Annotated in this window: 16 protein-coding genes; 4 read left to right on the top strand and 12 right to left on the bottom strand. The window is 60.8% G+C overall.

Annotation, left to right across the window (positions count from 1 at the left end; translation table 11 throughout):
- Positions 1-5 precede the first annotated feature (5 nt).
- A complete protein-coding gene (locus NKI69_RS11995) occupies positions 6-1,787 on the top strand; it encodes a multicopper oxidase domain-containing protein (protein ID WP_502900174.1) in 1,782 nt (593 codons plus the stop codon).
- A gap of 55 nt (positions 1,788-1,842) precedes the next feature.
- On the opposite strand, the gene NKI69_RS11990 is transcribed toward NKI69_RS11995, so the two are convergent.
- The gene (locus NKI69_RS11990; protein WP_023812002.1) at positions 1,843-2,001 is read right to left on the bottom strand and encodes a hypothetical protein; all 159 of its coding nucleotides are present in this window, start codon (positions 1,999-2,001) and stop codon (positions 1,843-1,845) included.
- 150 nt (positions 2,002-2,151) lie between these two features.
- On the bottom strand, positions 2,152-2,379 hold the full coding sequence (locus tag NKI69_RS11985) for a hypothetical protein (protein WP_023812003.1): 228 nt from the start codon (positions 2,377-2,379) through the stop codon (positions 2,152-2,154).
- A 251-nt stretch (positions 2,380-2,630) separates the two neighbouring features.
- Here NKI69_RS11985 and NKI69_RS11980 point away from each other — a divergent pair, with 251 nt between their 5' ends.
- A complete protein-coding gene (locus NKI69_RS11980; protein ID WP_023812004.1) occupies positions 2,631-3,026 on the top strand; it encodes a hypothetical protein in 396 nt (131 codons plus the stop codon).
- Positions 3,027-3,479: 453 nt separating this feature from the next.
- Entirely contained in the window at positions 3,480-3,665 is a 186-nt protein-coding gene (locus tag NKI69_RS11975) for a hypothetical protein (RefSeq protein ID WP_023812005.1), read from the top strand.
- 38 nt (positions 3,666-3,703) lie between these two features.
- Here NKI69_RS11975 and NKI69_RS11970 read toward each other — a convergent pair whose 3' ends face one another.
- Positions 3,704-4,453: a metallophosphoesterase family protein gene (locus NKI69_RS11970; protein WP_023812006.1), complete on the bottom strand. Its 750-nt coding sequence runs from the start codon at positions 4,451-4,453 to the stop codon at positions 3,704-3,706.
- Positions 4,446-5,255, bottom strand: coding sequence for a nucleotidyltransferase family protein (locus tag NKI69_RS11965; protein WP_023812007.1), 810 nt, complete (start codon positions 5,253-5,255; stop codon positions 4,446-4,448). The genes NKI69_RS11970 and NKI69_RS11965 overlap by 8 nt, the downstream gene beginning before the upstream one ends.
- A 366-nt stretch (positions 5,256-5,621) precedes the next feature.
- On the opposite strand from NKI69_RS11965, the gene NKI69_RS11960 reads away from it, so the two are divergent.
- On the top strand, positions 5,622-6,533 hold the full coding sequence (locus NKI69_RS11960) for an agmatinase (protein ID WP_352721409.1): 912 nt from the start codon (positions 5,622-5,624) through the stop codon (positions 6,531-6,533).
- 2 nt (positions 6,534-6,535) lie between these two features.
- Here the strand turns inward: NKI69_RS11960 and NKI69_RS11955 are convergent, their stop codons facing one another.
- The 8 genes from NKI69_RS11955 to NKI69_RS11920 form a co-directional block, all read right to left on the bottom strand.
- Positions 6,536-7,069, bottom strand: coding sequence for an imm11 family protein (locus NKI69_RS11955; protein ID WP_352721407.1), 534 nt, complete (start codon positions 7,067-7,069; stop codon positions 6,536-6,538).
- 186 nt (positions 7,070-7,255) lie between these two features.
- Positions 7,256-7,918, bottom strand: a complete 663-nt coding sequence (locus NKI69_RS11950) for a glutathione S-transferase family protein (RefSeq protein WP_352721405.1) — start codon at positions 7,916-7,918, stop codon at positions 7,256-7,258.
- Between the two features lie 40 nt (positions 7,919-7,958).
- Positions 7,959-8,831 carry an aldose 1-epimerase family protein gene (locus NKI69_RS11945; protein WP_352721403.1) on the bottom strand — a complete coding sequence of 291 codons (873 nt, stop codon included), beginning with the start codon at positions 8,829-8,831 and terminating at the stop codon, positions 7,959-7,961.
- A gap of 175 nt (positions 8,832-9,006) precedes the next feature.
- Entirely contained in the window at positions 9,007-9,723 is a 717-nt protein-coding gene (locus tag NKI69_RS11940) for a Bax inhibitor-1/YccA family protein (RefSeq protein ID WP_023812012.1), read from the bottom strand.
- Between the two features lie 23 nt (positions 9,724-9,746).
- The gene (locus NKI69_RS11935; protein WP_128304461.1) at positions 9,747-10,538 is read right to left on the bottom strand and encodes an anti-sigma factor family protein; all 792 of its coding nucleotides are present in this window, start codon (positions 10,536-10,538) and stop codon (positions 9,747-9,749) included.
- A complete protein-coding gene (locus NKI69_RS11930) occupies positions 10,535-11,050 on the bottom strand; it encodes a sigma-70 family RNA polymerase sigma factor (protein WP_245273246.1) in 516 nt (171 codons plus the stop codon). The genes NKI69_RS11935 and NKI69_RS11930 overlap by 4 nt, the downstream gene beginning before the upstream one ends.
- 251 nt (positions 11,051-11,301) lie before the next feature.
- Positions 11,302-11,835 (bottom strand): response regulator transcription factor, encoded by a 534-nt coding sequence (locus tag NKI69_RS11925; protein WP_352721401.1) that lies wholly within the window; start codon positions 11,833-11,835, stop codon positions 11,302-11,304.
- On the bottom strand, positions 11,825-13,105 hold the full coding sequence (locus NKI69_RS11920; protein ID WP_031213491.1) for an ATP-binding protein: 1,281 nt from the start codon (positions 13,103-13,105) through the stop codon (positions 11,825-11,827). Before NKI69_RS11920 ends, NKI69_RS11925 begins: the two co-directional genes overlap by 11 nt.
- Between the last annotated feature and the right edge of the window lie 31 nt (positions 13,106-13,136).

The raw sequence follows: 13,136 nt of genomic DNA, 5'->3' as shown, positions 1-13,136 counted from the left end.
ATGAAATGGGGTTTCATCCTGGTGACTATATGGGTCCATTGGGGCTGCTGCTTTATGTGCTTGCAGACAAGGAGCCACGGCCGGGCGAGCATGAAGACTTTACCAGGCCGCTGTGGAAACAGGGGGTCGGTTCGACCATCCACTGCGTTGCCGGCGATGCGACCGGCATCATTCTCGCCGCAGTCATCACGGCAACGCTTGGCTTGCCGATGTGGCTCGACCTCATCGTCGAATATCTGGCGGGCTTTGCCTTCGGCCTGTTCATCTTCCAATCGCTGTTCATGAAATCGATGATGGGCGGCACCTACCGGGAGAACGTGCGCAAGAGCTTCCTGCCCGAGTTCATCTCGATGAATTTCATGATGGCCGGCATGGCACCCGTCATGAGCTTTCTGATGATGGGGCGCGACATGCGCGCCATGGAGCCGAACGAGCTTTTGTTCTGGGGCGTGATGTCGATCGGCGTCATCGCTGGCTTCACGCTCGCCTATCCGGCCAATGTCTGGCTGGTCGCGCGCGGGCTGAAGCACGGATTGATGACGCAGCGCCCGCAGGCGAACGAAACGAGCAGTGGAGAGCCGACCGCCCACCAACAGCATGCTATGCATCACCCCAACGCCGGCGACGGCCGACGAAGCCGCAACACCTCCCATAAGTCCAAACGCAGCGGCCACCAGATGGAGACGGACGCTACCACGCCGCAGATTGCGGCCCTCGGTATTGTGTCGGTGTTGGCGCTGGCGATCGGCATGGCCGCGCCGGCCAACTGGCTGAACCTGACGCTTTCGGCGCGTGACGTCGGCGGCGCGATCATGCCGCAAGGCATGATCATGGGTCGCGACACGCCGGCGGAGGCCATGCGTGACATGGCTGCAACCGATCCGCGTCGCGTTACCTCGTCCTATGCTCTTGCCGCCAAGGGCGACCAGGAACTGCCATTCCGCCTGGAGAACGGCGTCAAGGTGTTCGAGCTCAGACCATCGGTGGTCCGCTGGCAGATCCTGCCCAACGTCGCGGTCGACGCCTATGCCTACAATGGCCAGATTCCCGGTCCGCGCATCCACATTCGCCAGGGCGATAAGGTTCGCATCGACGTCACCAACGACCTGCCCGAAGAAACCACGGTGCATTGGCACGGCATGATTCTGCCGAACCAGATGGATGGGCCTGCCGAGATCACCCAGCCGCCGATCGAACCTGGACAATCCTATTCCTATGCATTCACCGCGACCCAGCACGGGACCTATTTCTATCATCCGCATGCCAAGCCGGACCGCACCCAGGCGCTGGGGCTTTATGGGGCGCTGATCATCGATCCCGCCAATCCTGCCGACGAGGTTCCGGCTGACCACGACTATGTCATCGAACTTCAGGAATGGCTGGTGCGTGATGGGCTGACCTACCCCTCAATGCCAATGGAAGGCGGCATGCCGAACTTCTTCACCATCAACGGTAAGGCCTATCCCGCAACCGACACCATTCCTATGAAGGTGGGCGAGACGCTGAAGGTGCGTTTCATCGGCACCAACAACGGCTTCGTCCATCCAATGCATATCCATGGCGGACCCTTCGAGGTCGTCGCCCGTGACGGTGAGACGCTTTCTCCCTCGGCACGCTTCCTGGCCGATACCATCAATGTCGGACCGGGACAGCGCTATGACGTCGTGTGGAAGGCGCTGCGTCCCGGCAAGTGGCTCATTCACTGCCACATCCCGCATCACACGACGAACAACAATGTCGAGGAGAAGGGCGGCGGCGGGTTGATGGTCGTCATCGACGTCGGCTAGATCTGCCAACCCCTGTGGATTTACCGATGTTATTCGGAGGCCGCGTTGTTGCGCGCTACTTCTTGATAATGGTTCCGTTGCGCAAGTCGAATGCTTCGGTACCGCGAGCCTGACGGTAGAAATCGTCCTGCAATTCGCCCCACTCGCCGAGAAAGGCGCCGCAATTGCTGCAATGAATTGGCGTCGATTCCTCCGCGTTGTCGGGAATGTCCATTTGGATAGTCCCACAAGCCTTGCAATCGAGTTTGTCGTCCAACCGTCGTCCCATTTCCCAATGATTGCGCATTTTCGGCCATGAGCCAATTGTCGATTTCGTACCAAATCGCTTCAACCGCCGGTGAGTCCTCCAGCCATGGCTCATCGGTCAATCGCGAGAGTCAAAAAGGACGGCCAGCCCCAGTTCCCGTGCCAGCTCGACGATCGTCTCCATCAACTCATCGTCTGTGTCCTGCAAATAAGGCGCGTCCCTGCGAGCGGCCTCTATCGCCGCTTTGACCGAAACAATGTCGCCGTATCGCGCACTTCGAAGCTCCTCTGCCAGAAACGCCTTGGCGGTACCGACAGGTCTTATTGCCCATCTGGCGATGCTCATGCGGCTCCCTCCCATGGTCACCTCTGCTTGATTTTGATCCTGTCCAAGGTGCAGATCAATCGATGGTACGATTCCGTACGAAACCGCCCAACCGGTTGGGAGACAGCCGTGTGACGGACGCCCTGGCCAAGGTTTTCGGCGTCTCTCTGGGGTGAGTTGGGACGAAATCGCCCGGCGGGACCAGCCCCGCGGGAACCATCGCTCAGCATGGGGGTTTCTTCAAAATCTCCTCGAGGATGCAAGGAGCGACCATGCGCATGTTGACGATAGCTCTCGCACTTTCCGGGGCGGTCATCATTCAGCCCGTCTACGCCCAAACTGTTGGCCCGCAGCCTCCCCAGGTGACGCCACCGCAGGGCGAAGTGCAACCGGAGCTGGCGCTGCCAGATCCAGGCTCTGCTGATTTGAATTTCACCGGCGTTGCCATTATCGCCGTCGAGGATTTGCCTGACGAAATCAAGGCGCAGGCGGATGCCGTGATCAATCAAACCAGCGCCGAAGATTTGCTTCGCCTGCAAAACTCAGTCGATGCTTCGCCTCAGGCGACATCGGCTTTGAGGGCGAATGGGCTCAATTCCTCGCAGGTTGTCGCTGCAAACATAGATGGCGATGGCACGCTGACCCTGATCATCCAGACGACGACTTGAGGCGCCGAAGCAACCATTCAACTTTGCCGATCTGCAGGCGATGGGCTTTCTGTCTCGAGGTTGCGCACTTGCCCCGCGATAAAGAAGCTCCCCTTCGTCTATGCGTGGACGGGAGGCTCTTCATTCTCGTCGGGATTGGGCAGCGGGGTCTCGTCCGGGAGCCTTTCCGGTTCGGGTTCCTCGATCGGCTGGGGCTTCCGTGTTGGAGGCGGCACGGGCACATCGCGATTTGGGTCTGGCTGTCTTGGCTGTGGCATCTAACTATCTCCGTTCAGTCGGAACAACTCGTGCGCCGTGGCATGGTTCCTGGCAGAATCCAGCCATCGAGATCGTTACGCCCTCAGGGCACGCGCATGTTGGTCCGCCCAGGTGCCGGCCCAAAAGTTTGCAGATCGTTCGGAACCGGTCGGATTTTCGAGCCGTTGTCATCGACAGGGATCAAGGAGAAGCGCGATGAAGGACAAGCAAGGAAATATCGACCATACATTGCCGCAGGTCGCCATCGACGATCAGCAGGTGCGACAACTGGCGGCCACGACCGATTTGCCGTCCAGGCAGGCTCGCGAACTGGTGCGCCGTCACGGCAACGATCCCCGGAAGCTGGAAGAGTTGGCGAAGTCGATCAACGCCACCAATTGAGTTCAGGCCAATGGGCACCACGGCGCATGCCGCTGGCGTCAGATTTCGAGCAAGGCGTAGGGGCGGCCGCTTGGCTTGGTCACATGCATGGCGACGTTGTAGACCTTGGCTCCGCCAGGCGTTTGACCTTCGTAAGAACCGCGATGTGCATGACCGTGCACGACAGCACTAACCTGGAATCGATCGATCGTCTCCGCCAGGCGTGAAGAGCCCAAAAATGGAAATATCTCCGGCGGTTCTCCCGCGACTGTGTCGGCAATCGGCGCATAGTGGAGGATCACCAGCGTGCGCTTCGCCCGCACCTGGCGCATCGCGTTTTCAAGTCGCATTGCCTCGTTCACGCTTTCGGCGACCATCGTCTTGATGGCCGGTTCACCGAATGAGCCGAGCATGCGTGACCCGAAGCCGCCTATGAATCCCTTCACGCCGACAAAACCCACCTCTTCGATTTCGACTGCCTGCCCGTCGAGGAGATGAACATGCGCCTGGCGCAGGATGTTCGTGACGTCTTCCACCGCACCAGACTCGTAGTCATGATTGCCGAGCACCGCCACGACCGGGATCGAGCAGTTGCGCAGATCCTCGGCCAGCATCTCCGCTTCACGAGGCTTGCCGAGATTGGTCAGATCTCCCGTGAGAACGAGAATGTCCGCTTCGCTCGAAATTTCGCCGAAGAGGTTTCGATACGAGGTTTGCGCATCTTCCCGCACATGGAGATCCCCGACCGCGGCAACTTTGAGCGCGCGTGCGCCGTCCTTGGGCCCGCTGCTCTTGACGGGATCAGCCATCACGGAATTCTCCCACACCACCGACGCCGGCGAAGCCCCATTCCTTGACGTCGATTTCGTAATCGGTTTGCGAAAGCAGCCGCCCACGGCAGATCTTCATCCTTGGAGACGGCAACTGCCGTTGCTTGGCGAGGCGGTCGAGCAATTCATCGAGCAGCCACGCCGGGATATGATCGCGCTCGCTCGGATAGATCCATCTGAAATTGATAAGCTGCATCAACAGAACCTCCCAATGAACCTCCAGATAAGAAAGCAGCCGGTGCCAATCGATCTGATCGCCCGCCTTGAGAATCGTATGAGCGATATCGGCGCCATCGTGTCGCCCTCTGTCCTGGATAAAGCATTTGGACCAGATGAGTTCGGTCGGGCCGATGATCCGAACCCTGCTGCCCAACAGCTCTGTTTGGCGGGCGTGTTCCAGCCACAGGTCGCCAACAGGCACCGTGCCGTTGGCCGAGCCGAATATGACGTCGAAGAAATGCGTGCCCTTGAACACCTTGCCGAGCCACCGGTCATCCTCGATTTCGACGGCATATCCAAGCTGCTTGAAATGGGCGAGGATCCGCGCGTAATCGCCTGCCTTGCAGAAAATATCGAGGTCCTTGGTCTGGCGGGTGACACCCGTATAAGCGCTTACCGCGTAAGTCCCGGCGACCAGAAAGGGTATGTCGGTGGCGGTAAGCTCGCGGATTGCTTCCGTGTAAAATACCTCCGCCTCGGCATTTTTGAGCGTCGGCGCCGCTTTTGCATCGATCTTGGGAAGCGAGACCAGAACGTTTTCAGGCAATGGACCATTGGTCATGAAACGATGACTCCGAATCCGGCAACCGGTAGTCGCCCGCTGTGGTAACAACGTGAACCTCGCCTGGTTCCGCTACCAGGCGACCAGCCAAGGTTCATTCTCGTCACGCACTGGAAATTTCGGGATCGCGCCTGCCGATCCAAACCGCCAACGTCCTCGTCGGCAGCGCAATGTCGCCTCGAGATCGGCCCATGCCACCGCCAATGTCCCATTGGCCCAAATTTGAAACACCAGGTGGGTGATCGATCTCGATTGTTTTAGAGTTTATTGGGCTTACCCAATCGGCCCACAAAGCTGAAGCCGAGGCGCTTGACTTAGACGCAACCGATTGGCGTGCGCTAAGCCATCATCAGGATCCATCAAGCCATGACACCCTCGCCTCCCTTTCTCGGCTTTCCCGATCGCCTGACAGATGGTCACATGCCCCGCGCAGTGATCTTCGGAGCCGGTCACGGCAGCACTTATCCCGGCAAGGACAGCCGCGGCCATGCCTTGGCGGCGGATGCCATCCGAACTGCGAGCCAGGACGATGCCGCGCTCGTCGAGCACTGGGATTTCGATCTCGGTGGCCCGCTGTTCGACGGCAAGCCGGCCTCTTGCATCGACGTCGGCGATATCTTGACCACCATGCATGACAATGCCGGCAACAGGGTCAGGATCGAGGCAAAGACGCGCGAAATCCTGGTATTGCCGGCCGTGCCGATCCTGATCGGCGGCGACTGTTCCATGACCATTCCCTTCCTCTCCGGCTTTGCGGAGCACGGGCCGGTCTGGGTCCTGCAGATTGACGCCCATATCGACTGGCGCGACGAGGTGCATGGCGAACGCTACGGCTATTCGAGCCCGATGCGCAGGGCGAGCGAGATGCCGCATGTCGGAGGCATGGTGCAAGTCGGCCTGCGCAGCGTCGGCAGCGCACGCATCACCGAGATCGAAGCGGCACGGCGCTATGGCAGCCGCTTCGTGACCGCCCGCGAGGTTCACGCTCAGGGCGTCGAAGCCGCGCTCCGGCATATTCCGGAAGGCGCGCGGGTTGTCGTCACCCTCGACTGCGACAGCCTTGATCCAAGCATCATGCCGGGCGTGGCGGCGCGTACACCCGGCGGCCTCACCTACATGGAGGTGATCGACCTGATCGCCGGCCTCGGCAGACGGGCCCGGATCGCAGGGTTCGACCTTGTCGAGTTCTATCCTCCGGCTGACATTGACGACCTGTCAGCGCTGACCGCCGCGCGCCTTCTCGTCAATGTGGTCGGCACCGTCGTCCGGCAGGTTTGACGTCAAAATCCTGCTCTCCGCCGCAGACCTGCCCAAAAGCGCGTGAGCGAGCTTGCGGTTGAAATGCCCTTTTCCACACCTGGGTATTCGATCCTGCCTTGTCCGACCGGCTCGTCGCTCCAGACCAAGTTGAAAGCAATGCCCTTGAGCCCAAGCTCCCCGATCCGGCGTACGATCGTCTCCTGCAGATAGATATCGGATATTCGCACCCCGTCCGCACGCTCGGGCAGCTTGAATATCTCGGTACCGCCGATTGCGTCCGCTCGAAGGACGAGGCTTTCGATCACCATTATGCCGCCATCGTCAAAGCGAACGATCTTTGAACGTTCCTCGTCCAGCGCATCGATCACGGTGGTGACATTGCAGAGCGATATTGGCTCGTCAGCACGAAGCGGCAGGAATTCACCGTACGGTTCGAGGGTTGGCCGAAGCAACTTCAACGCCCTCGCCCGCAGGATGAGCACATGCTCGCCAAGCCATGGAAAATCTGAATATTGCCGGAACGTACCGTCGTCGTGTTCGCGCAGGATCTCCATCCCGGGCGGATGCCATTGTGTCTGCTTCCGGCCGCAGAGCGTCGAAACAACTGGTAGTCGTCCGCCTGTCGAGGAAGGACCCATTCCTGTCCTTCGACCACACTCAGGACATAGATATTCATCCGATCCCCCGCACATCATTGCCTTGGTAGACTCGGCCTGCTGCGCGGCTCTTCGCGCGCGTTCTCACCGCTGGTCCGCGACAGCCGTTTGCGGCACCGGCGGCAATTCGGGTGCATCCATCCCCTTGAAAGGGTCACGCCAGGCGTCGATGTCTTCAAGCCGACGGTACCAGCGGCTGACAGAGGAATAATCGTCGAGCGGCAATCTGGCGGCATCGTTGAACGGCAGAAAGGTCGCCATTCGAAAATCGGCATAGGAAACCGAATTCCCGACCAGCCACTGCCGCTCGGCAAGCACGGCGTCGAGTATTGCCGCGGCCGTATGGAATTGGTTTAGGCCCTCCTCCACCCGCTTCTGATCGATCGGGCCGATGCCGTACCGCTGTTTGGTCCCACGTTCGAAATGCACCGTGTCGCAAGCGAGTGCGAAGTGCTCCTTGCCCCAGCTGAGCCAACGGATCATCTCGGGTTCGTCATCGCCGGTGCGCCAGAAATCCGAATGCGCGTCGCGCGAGAGCCTGCAGGCTATGGCGTCTGCCTCCCAGAGGCTCTTTCCCTCATCATCCACAAGGATGGGCAGTGAGAGATTGGGATTTAACGGCCGATATTTCTCCGCCTGCCCCGGAGCGAAGGGCGAGGCGAATTCAAATTCGACTTTCGCGTCGAGATGGAGTGCCGCCGCGACCGCCAATCGAGGATTGGGATTGCGGCTGAAATACAGCTTCATAGGGCACTCCCGGCGTGACTGGATCTGCCGATCAGGAACGTCATAGCAGCCGTATCTGATAGCTCATCACGCGCTTTGCCCCCGGCGCGACCAGCATCAGGCCTGGTTTGTCGACAAAATCACCATCGAAATCCACCGGGCTTGCAAGGCCGTGCCAAGGTTCGATGCAAAGGAATGGCGCGCCGCCCGGCTTTGACCAGACGCCCAACTCCCGAACCCCTTGCCAGGACATCTCCAGAGCCGGGCCACGCTCGGCGGCATAACGCACGCTGGTGCTGGCGATCTGGTCCATGATCACCGCGTCCTCGTCGAACAACCGCTCAGAGAGCGGGAGTATGTTGCCTTCGACAGGCGTCGGCTGTGGCGTTTTCAGCAGCAGTCCGTCCTTAAGGCGGCGGATCGGCGCCGGCTCATCATCGGCAAAGATAAGCCGGTAATCCGCCTTGGCCAAATCCGGCTGCAAGGGCCAATTGAATGCCGGGTGCGCCCCGATCGATGCCGGCAGGAGCTCATCACCGGTGTTGGTGATGTCGAAAGTCACATCAAGCTGCTGGCGGACCAGCGTATAGGTCACTTCAAGCCGAAAGGCGAACGGATAGCGCGCCCAGGTGTCGGCGTCGTCAGTGAGCACCAGCGTGCAGGATCTCGCCCCCTTCTGCGTCCAGGCAAACGGCTTGTCGCGCCCAAACCCGTGCTGCGTCATTGGATAGGTCCGGCCGCGATGGCGCAGATGATCGCCCGCCAGCCGCCCCACGATCGGGAACAGCACCGGCGAGTGCCGCCGCCATTCTGGCCCCGCCTGCCACAGGAATTCAAATCCGTGCGCGTCTTGCAGCGAAATCAGTTCGGCACCCTGCGCGACGATGGTCGCCGAGATGCCGTCGCCATGAAGCGTTTGGCTGTCCTGTGCCACATTTCCTCGCGGGTCGTTGTTGAAGGCCGGCGCGGTCGGCAGACTAGCAAAAGCTCTTGGGGACTCAAGGTGTAGCCTGGTTCTGCAGGAACGAATTGTGGCCGGAGGATCTCCCACCGGCCACCTCTCCGCATCAAGAGCAATAACCCTCGCTCTTGCCCACAGCGAATAGTCGTTATTCGCGTTCGCCGGTAAAATTCAGCAGCAGCTGGAAGATGTTGATGAAGTTCAGATAGAGCGAGAAGGCGCCGAAGACGGCAAGTTTCTGGCGCGATTCCGCGTCGAAATTCTCGGCATACTGTTCTTTGATCGTCTGCGTATCCCAGGCGGTCAGGCCGATGAACACGGCGATGCCGATCACCGAGATGGCGAACTGCAGCGCGGTCGAGCCGAGGAAGATGTTGACGATGCTGGCGATCACAACGCCGATCAGGCCCATGATCAGGAACGACGAGAACTGGGTCAGGTCGCGCTTTGTCGTGTAGCCGTAGAGACTGGTGGCGCCGAACATGGTGGCGGCGATGAAGAAGGTGCGCGCGATGCTGGTTCCGGTGAAGACCAGGAACACGGAGGCGAGCGACAGGCCCATGACCGCGCAGAAGGCCCAGAACATCGCCTGGGCACTCGCCGCCGACATGGTCTGCATTTTGAACGAGAACAACATGACGAAGGCGAGCGGCGCCAGCATCACCACCCATTTCAGCGGGCTGGAGAAGATCGGCACGTAGAGCGCCGGCGTCGATGAGATCATGAAGGCGACGAGGCCGGTGACCACAAGGCCGACGCCCATGTAGTTGTAGACGCGCAGCATATGCTGGCGCAGGCCCTCGTCGAAGATGGCTCCGGTTTGCGCGCCGGCGCCGACGCGATATCCCAGATTGGGGGTGTTCATTTGCGTTCTCCTTTGTGGATCGATCAGTAAAGCGTCTTGGCAAGCGTCTCGGCGGCGCGGTCGAGGTCGTGAACCTCGCTTCGTCCGACCACCGCATAGGCGACATCGCCGATCTGGAAATAGGCCGACGAAATGTCGCCCGAGGGCGCTATCGTCGGCTTGACGACGTCGAAGGTTCCGGGCCGGATCGCAAACAGCGACACCAGCCCCATGTCTTTCGTCTCGACCGCCATCTCGACGCTCGGCCCAAAGCGCGACGGATAGATCTGCACGTCGCGCACCCTCCAATCCGTCGGCAGCGACGGCATGACGATGGCAGTGGCGGCGCGGATTTCGCCGGCGTTGTAATTGGGCGCTTCCGGCTGCGATGGCATGCTCTCGCGCACCAGCGTCGTCCTGTGGGCCTGCACCGCCTCGTCGACATAGGCGGGCGGCTGCGGCGAGGCGACGACCTTGGTCACCGACATCGGCCCGATGATGCCGTTTGCCAGCCAGCCGGCGGCGACGAAGCCGGCGACCGCCGCCGCGCGCTGCAACACGCCGAAGAGCCGGCCGCGGGCAAGCCCCCTCTCCAGCCGCCGCGCGGCATCGGCGGTCGCGGACCGCGCCATGCCTTTGGAGCCGGCCAAACCTGCGGAACCGGCAAGCGCCACGCGCAGTTCATCGCGGGTCCTGAGATCCGACATCACGCGCGCCGCCGCCTCCGGGCGAGCGGACAAGAATGCTTCGACCTCGATGCGGCGGGTGACGTCGACCTGATCGTCGACATAGGCGTCGAGGTCGATATCGGTCACGGGATCGACAGTTGCGGTCATGACGGGCCTCCAACGATCCTGAGATGGTTTTTTGCCTTCGCCGGCTCCTCCATCTCGCGCAGTGCGGCGCGCGCCCTGCCGATGCGTGACATCAGCGTGCCGAGCGGCACGCCGCTGGCATCGGCGGCCTGTTGATAAGAGAGGCCTTCGATGGCGACGAGGTGCAGCGCTGAACGCTGTTCTTCCGGCAGGCTGAAAAAAGCCTCGCGCACCTGCGCCAGGCGCACCGAATGTTCCTGTGGTGCCGGCGTGCTGCCGTCGGCCAGGTATCCAGCCTGTTCGACGCGCGACGCTTCGGACTTGCGGGACCGCATCTTGTCGATGAAGGTGTTGTGGACGATCGACAGCAGCCACGCGCGCAGGTTTCCGCCGGAGCGGAACGTGCTGCGCCGCTCATAGGCGCGCACCAGCGCGTCATGGACAAGATCCTCGGCGTCGGTGCTGTCGCGCGTCAGCGAGCGCGCATAGCGACGCAGCGAACCGAGCTGTCCTAGGATGTCAAAGCGTGGCATCGACGGTTTCATGTCCTGTTTACGGAGCATGTGGGGATTTTAATCCCTGCCCTGCCCATTTTTTCCCTTTGAGGACATCGTTCGCCTCTACCCTCGCCTCGCAGCATCGAGCGGCTATCCCTGGAACCGCATGATGAAGCCGAGAAATACAAGCTCCCGGAATCGTTGTGCGGGTGATTTCCATCGGTGCATCGACGGCAGGCATGGCGGCAGTGGGCCCAATGTGGCGACTGGAATGCAGTAGATCGTGCCTACTTCACACGCCTCTTCTCCAGCTTCCTCGCCAGCGTCCGGCGGTGCATGCCCAACCGTCGTGCTGTCTCGGAAATGTTGAAGTCGGCCTCCACCAGCATTTCGTGGATGCGCTCCCATTCGAGGTTCTTTATCGAGGTTGGTCGCTCGGCGAGCGGCACCGAAGCATTGCCCTCGACCTGGCCGAAAGCGGCTTCAATTTCGTCGGTGTTGGCGGGCTTGGCAAGATACTGGCAGGCGCCGAGCTTGATCGCCTCGACAGCGGTGGCGATGCTTGCAAAGCCGGTCAACACGACGATCCGCATTTCAGGATCGTGCTCGTGCAGCGCCCTGACGCATTCCAGGCCCGAGCCGCTGGCAAGCTTGAGATCGACGACGGCATATTGGAAGGCAACGGTGCCGATCAGCGCATGCACGCCGTCGACGCTCCGGCAGCTATGCGTTTCGTAGTCACGCCGTTCGAAAGACCGGCGCAGTGCGTTGGCAAAGGCGATGTCGTCCTCAACGATCAACAGCGTGCGTTTAGTCGGCATTGTGCCCTCGCGGAGACAGAGCAGCCAGCGGCAGATGCAACGTAACCGAAGCTCCCCCCTCGGTTCTATTTCTTACGGTGACGCTACCCCCCAGCTTGCGGATGACATTGACGACCAGAAACAGGCCGAGCCCGCTACCTGGCCGGTTTTTGGTCGACGTATAGGGCTTGCCGAATTCAGCAAGCATGGCTTCTTCAAATCCCGGTCCCGCGTCGACAACTTCGACGATAAGATCGTCAGCGTGGCGGCTGACGATCAACCCGACCCATAGAGGCGACGCTTCAAGTGCGTTGTCCAGTACATTGAACATCACCTGTTTGAGCGCAGGATCGGAGACGATCTCCTGGTTGGCGCCGAAACGCCTGGTGTATTCGAAACCTTGCGGCAGCCGTGTCGATTTCCATTCGGCCACCAGCTCCGCCAGGAAGGTGTCGACGGAGGTGCGAACCGTGCCTTCGCCGCGCAATTCGCCCGACGACATCAGGATTCCCGAAACGATCTTCTTGCAACGGTCCAACTGGCCCTGCATCTCCCGGATTTCCTGCGCCAGATCCGGATCGGCCTCGAGAGCCGGCATGCGCTGCCAGTCGTTGAGGATGACCGAAAGCGTGGCCAGCGGCGTGCCGAGCTCATGCGCGGCGCCAGAGGCGAGCAGGCCCATCCTGACGATGTGAGCCTCCTCCGCCGACTGCTGGCGCAAATCCGCAAGATGGGCGTCGCGGGTGCGAATGTTGTTCTGGACCCTGGTGATGAACAGCACCAGAAGCGTTGCCGCCAGGACGAAACAGATGAACATGCCTTGGATGTGCAAGCTGAACAGCCCGGCACCGTGTGCGGCGGGCAGGCTGATCTCACGGTAGAAAGTGGTCAGCGCGATGAAGCACGTGCTTGCAATGAGAACAAGGGCCCAGACCGACCATGTCTCCAGCAGCACCGCGCCCAGGATGACCTGGAGCAGGTAAAGCGAAATGAAGGGATTGGACGCGCCGCCGCTCAGGTAAAGCTGGACCGTCAACGCGGTGACGTCGAGCAGCAGCCCAAGAAACAGCTCGGTGTTGGTGATCGCGTCCTGGCTGCTGTGCCGGCGCAGGCTGGCGACATTGAGAGCGATCAGCAGCAGGATCACCACCGCCATCGGCACCAGCGGCAGGCCGATGCCAAGCGCGTAGCGGACGAACAGGATCGTCACGATCTGACCACCGACCGCGATCCAGCGCAGTTGGATCAGAAGCAGGAAATTCTGTTTGTTGGTCTTGTCGTGCAGAGTCATTGGGCCGGGAGGTCCCCAGCCCTGGCCAAGC

This window comes from Mesorhizobium sp. M0491 (assembly GCF_040321265.1).
GTDB lineage: Bacteria > Pseudomonadota > Alphaproteobacteria > Rhizobiales > Rhizobiaceae > Mesorhizobium.
Note: the sequence above shows the minus strand (reverse complement) of the source record. Positions and strands in the feature narration are given on the sequence as shown.

What these genes read in the sequence shown, in the direction of transcription:
- NKI69_RS11995 (WP_502900174.1), top strand. Translation starts at nt 6, where the DNA reads ATGGGGTTTCATCCTGGTGACTATATGGGTCCATTGGGGCTGCTGCTT.
- NKI69_RS11990 (WP_023812002.1), bottom strand. Translation starts at nt 2,001, where the DNA reads ATGGACATTCCCGACAACGCGGAGGAATCGACGCCAATTCATTGCAGC.
- NKI69_RS11985 (WP_023812003.1), bottom strand. Translation starts at nt 2,379, where the DNA reads ATGAGCATCGCCAGATGGGCAATAAGACCTGTCGGTACCGCCAAGGCG.
- NKI69_RS11980 (WP_023812004.1), top strand. Translation starts at nt 2,631, where the DNA reads ATGCGCATGTTGACGATAGCTCTCGCACTTTCCGGGGCGGTCATCATT.
- NKI69_RS11975 (WP_023812005.1), top strand. Translation starts at nt 3,480, where the DNA reads ATGAAGGACAAGCAAGGAAATATCGACCATACATTGCCGCAGGTCGCC.
- NKI69_RS11970 (WP_023812006.1), bottom strand. Translation starts at nt 4,453, where the DNA reads ATGGCTGATCCCGTCAAGAGCAGCGGGCCCAAGGACGGCGCACGCGCG.
- NKI69_RS11965 (WP_023812007.1), bottom strand. Translation starts at nt 5,255, where the DNA reads ATGACCAATGGTCCATTGCCTGAAAACGTTCTGGTCTCGCTTCCCAAG.
- NKI69_RS11960 (WP_352721409.1), top strand. Translation starts at nt 5,622, where the DNA reads ATGACACCCTCGCCTCCCTTTCTCGGCTTTCCCGATCGCCTGACAGAT.
- NKI69_RS11955 (WP_352721407.1), bottom strand. Translation starts at nt 7,069, where the DNA reads ATGGAGATCCTGCGCGAACACGACGACGGTACGTTCCGGCAATATTCA.
- NKI69_RS11950 (WP_352721405.1), bottom strand. Translation starts at nt 7,918, where the DNA reads ATGAAGCTGTATTTCAGCCGCAATCCCAATCCTCGATTGGCGGTCGCG.
- NKI69_RS11940 (WP_023812012.1), bottom strand. Translation starts at nt 9,723, where the DNA reads ATGAACACCCCCAATCTGGGATATCGCGTCGGCGCCGGCGCGCAAACC.
- NKI69_RS11935 (WP_128304461.1), bottom strand. Translation starts at nt 10,538, where the DNA reads ATGACCGCAACTGTCGATCCCGTGACCGATATCGACCTCGACGCCTAT.
- NKI69_RS11930 (WP_245273246.1), bottom strand. Translation starts at nt 11,050, where the DNA reads ATGCCACGCTTTGACATCCTAGGACAGCTCGGTTCGCTGCGTCGCTAT.
- NKI69_RS11925 (WP_352721401.1), bottom strand. Translation starts at nt 11,835, where the DNA reads ATGCCGACTAAACGCACGCTGTTGATCGTTGAGGACGACATCGCCTTT.
- NKI69_RS11920 (WP_031213491.1), bottom strand. Translation starts at nt 13,105, where the DNA reads ATGACTCTGCACGACAAGACCAACAAACAGAATTTCCTGCTTCTGATC.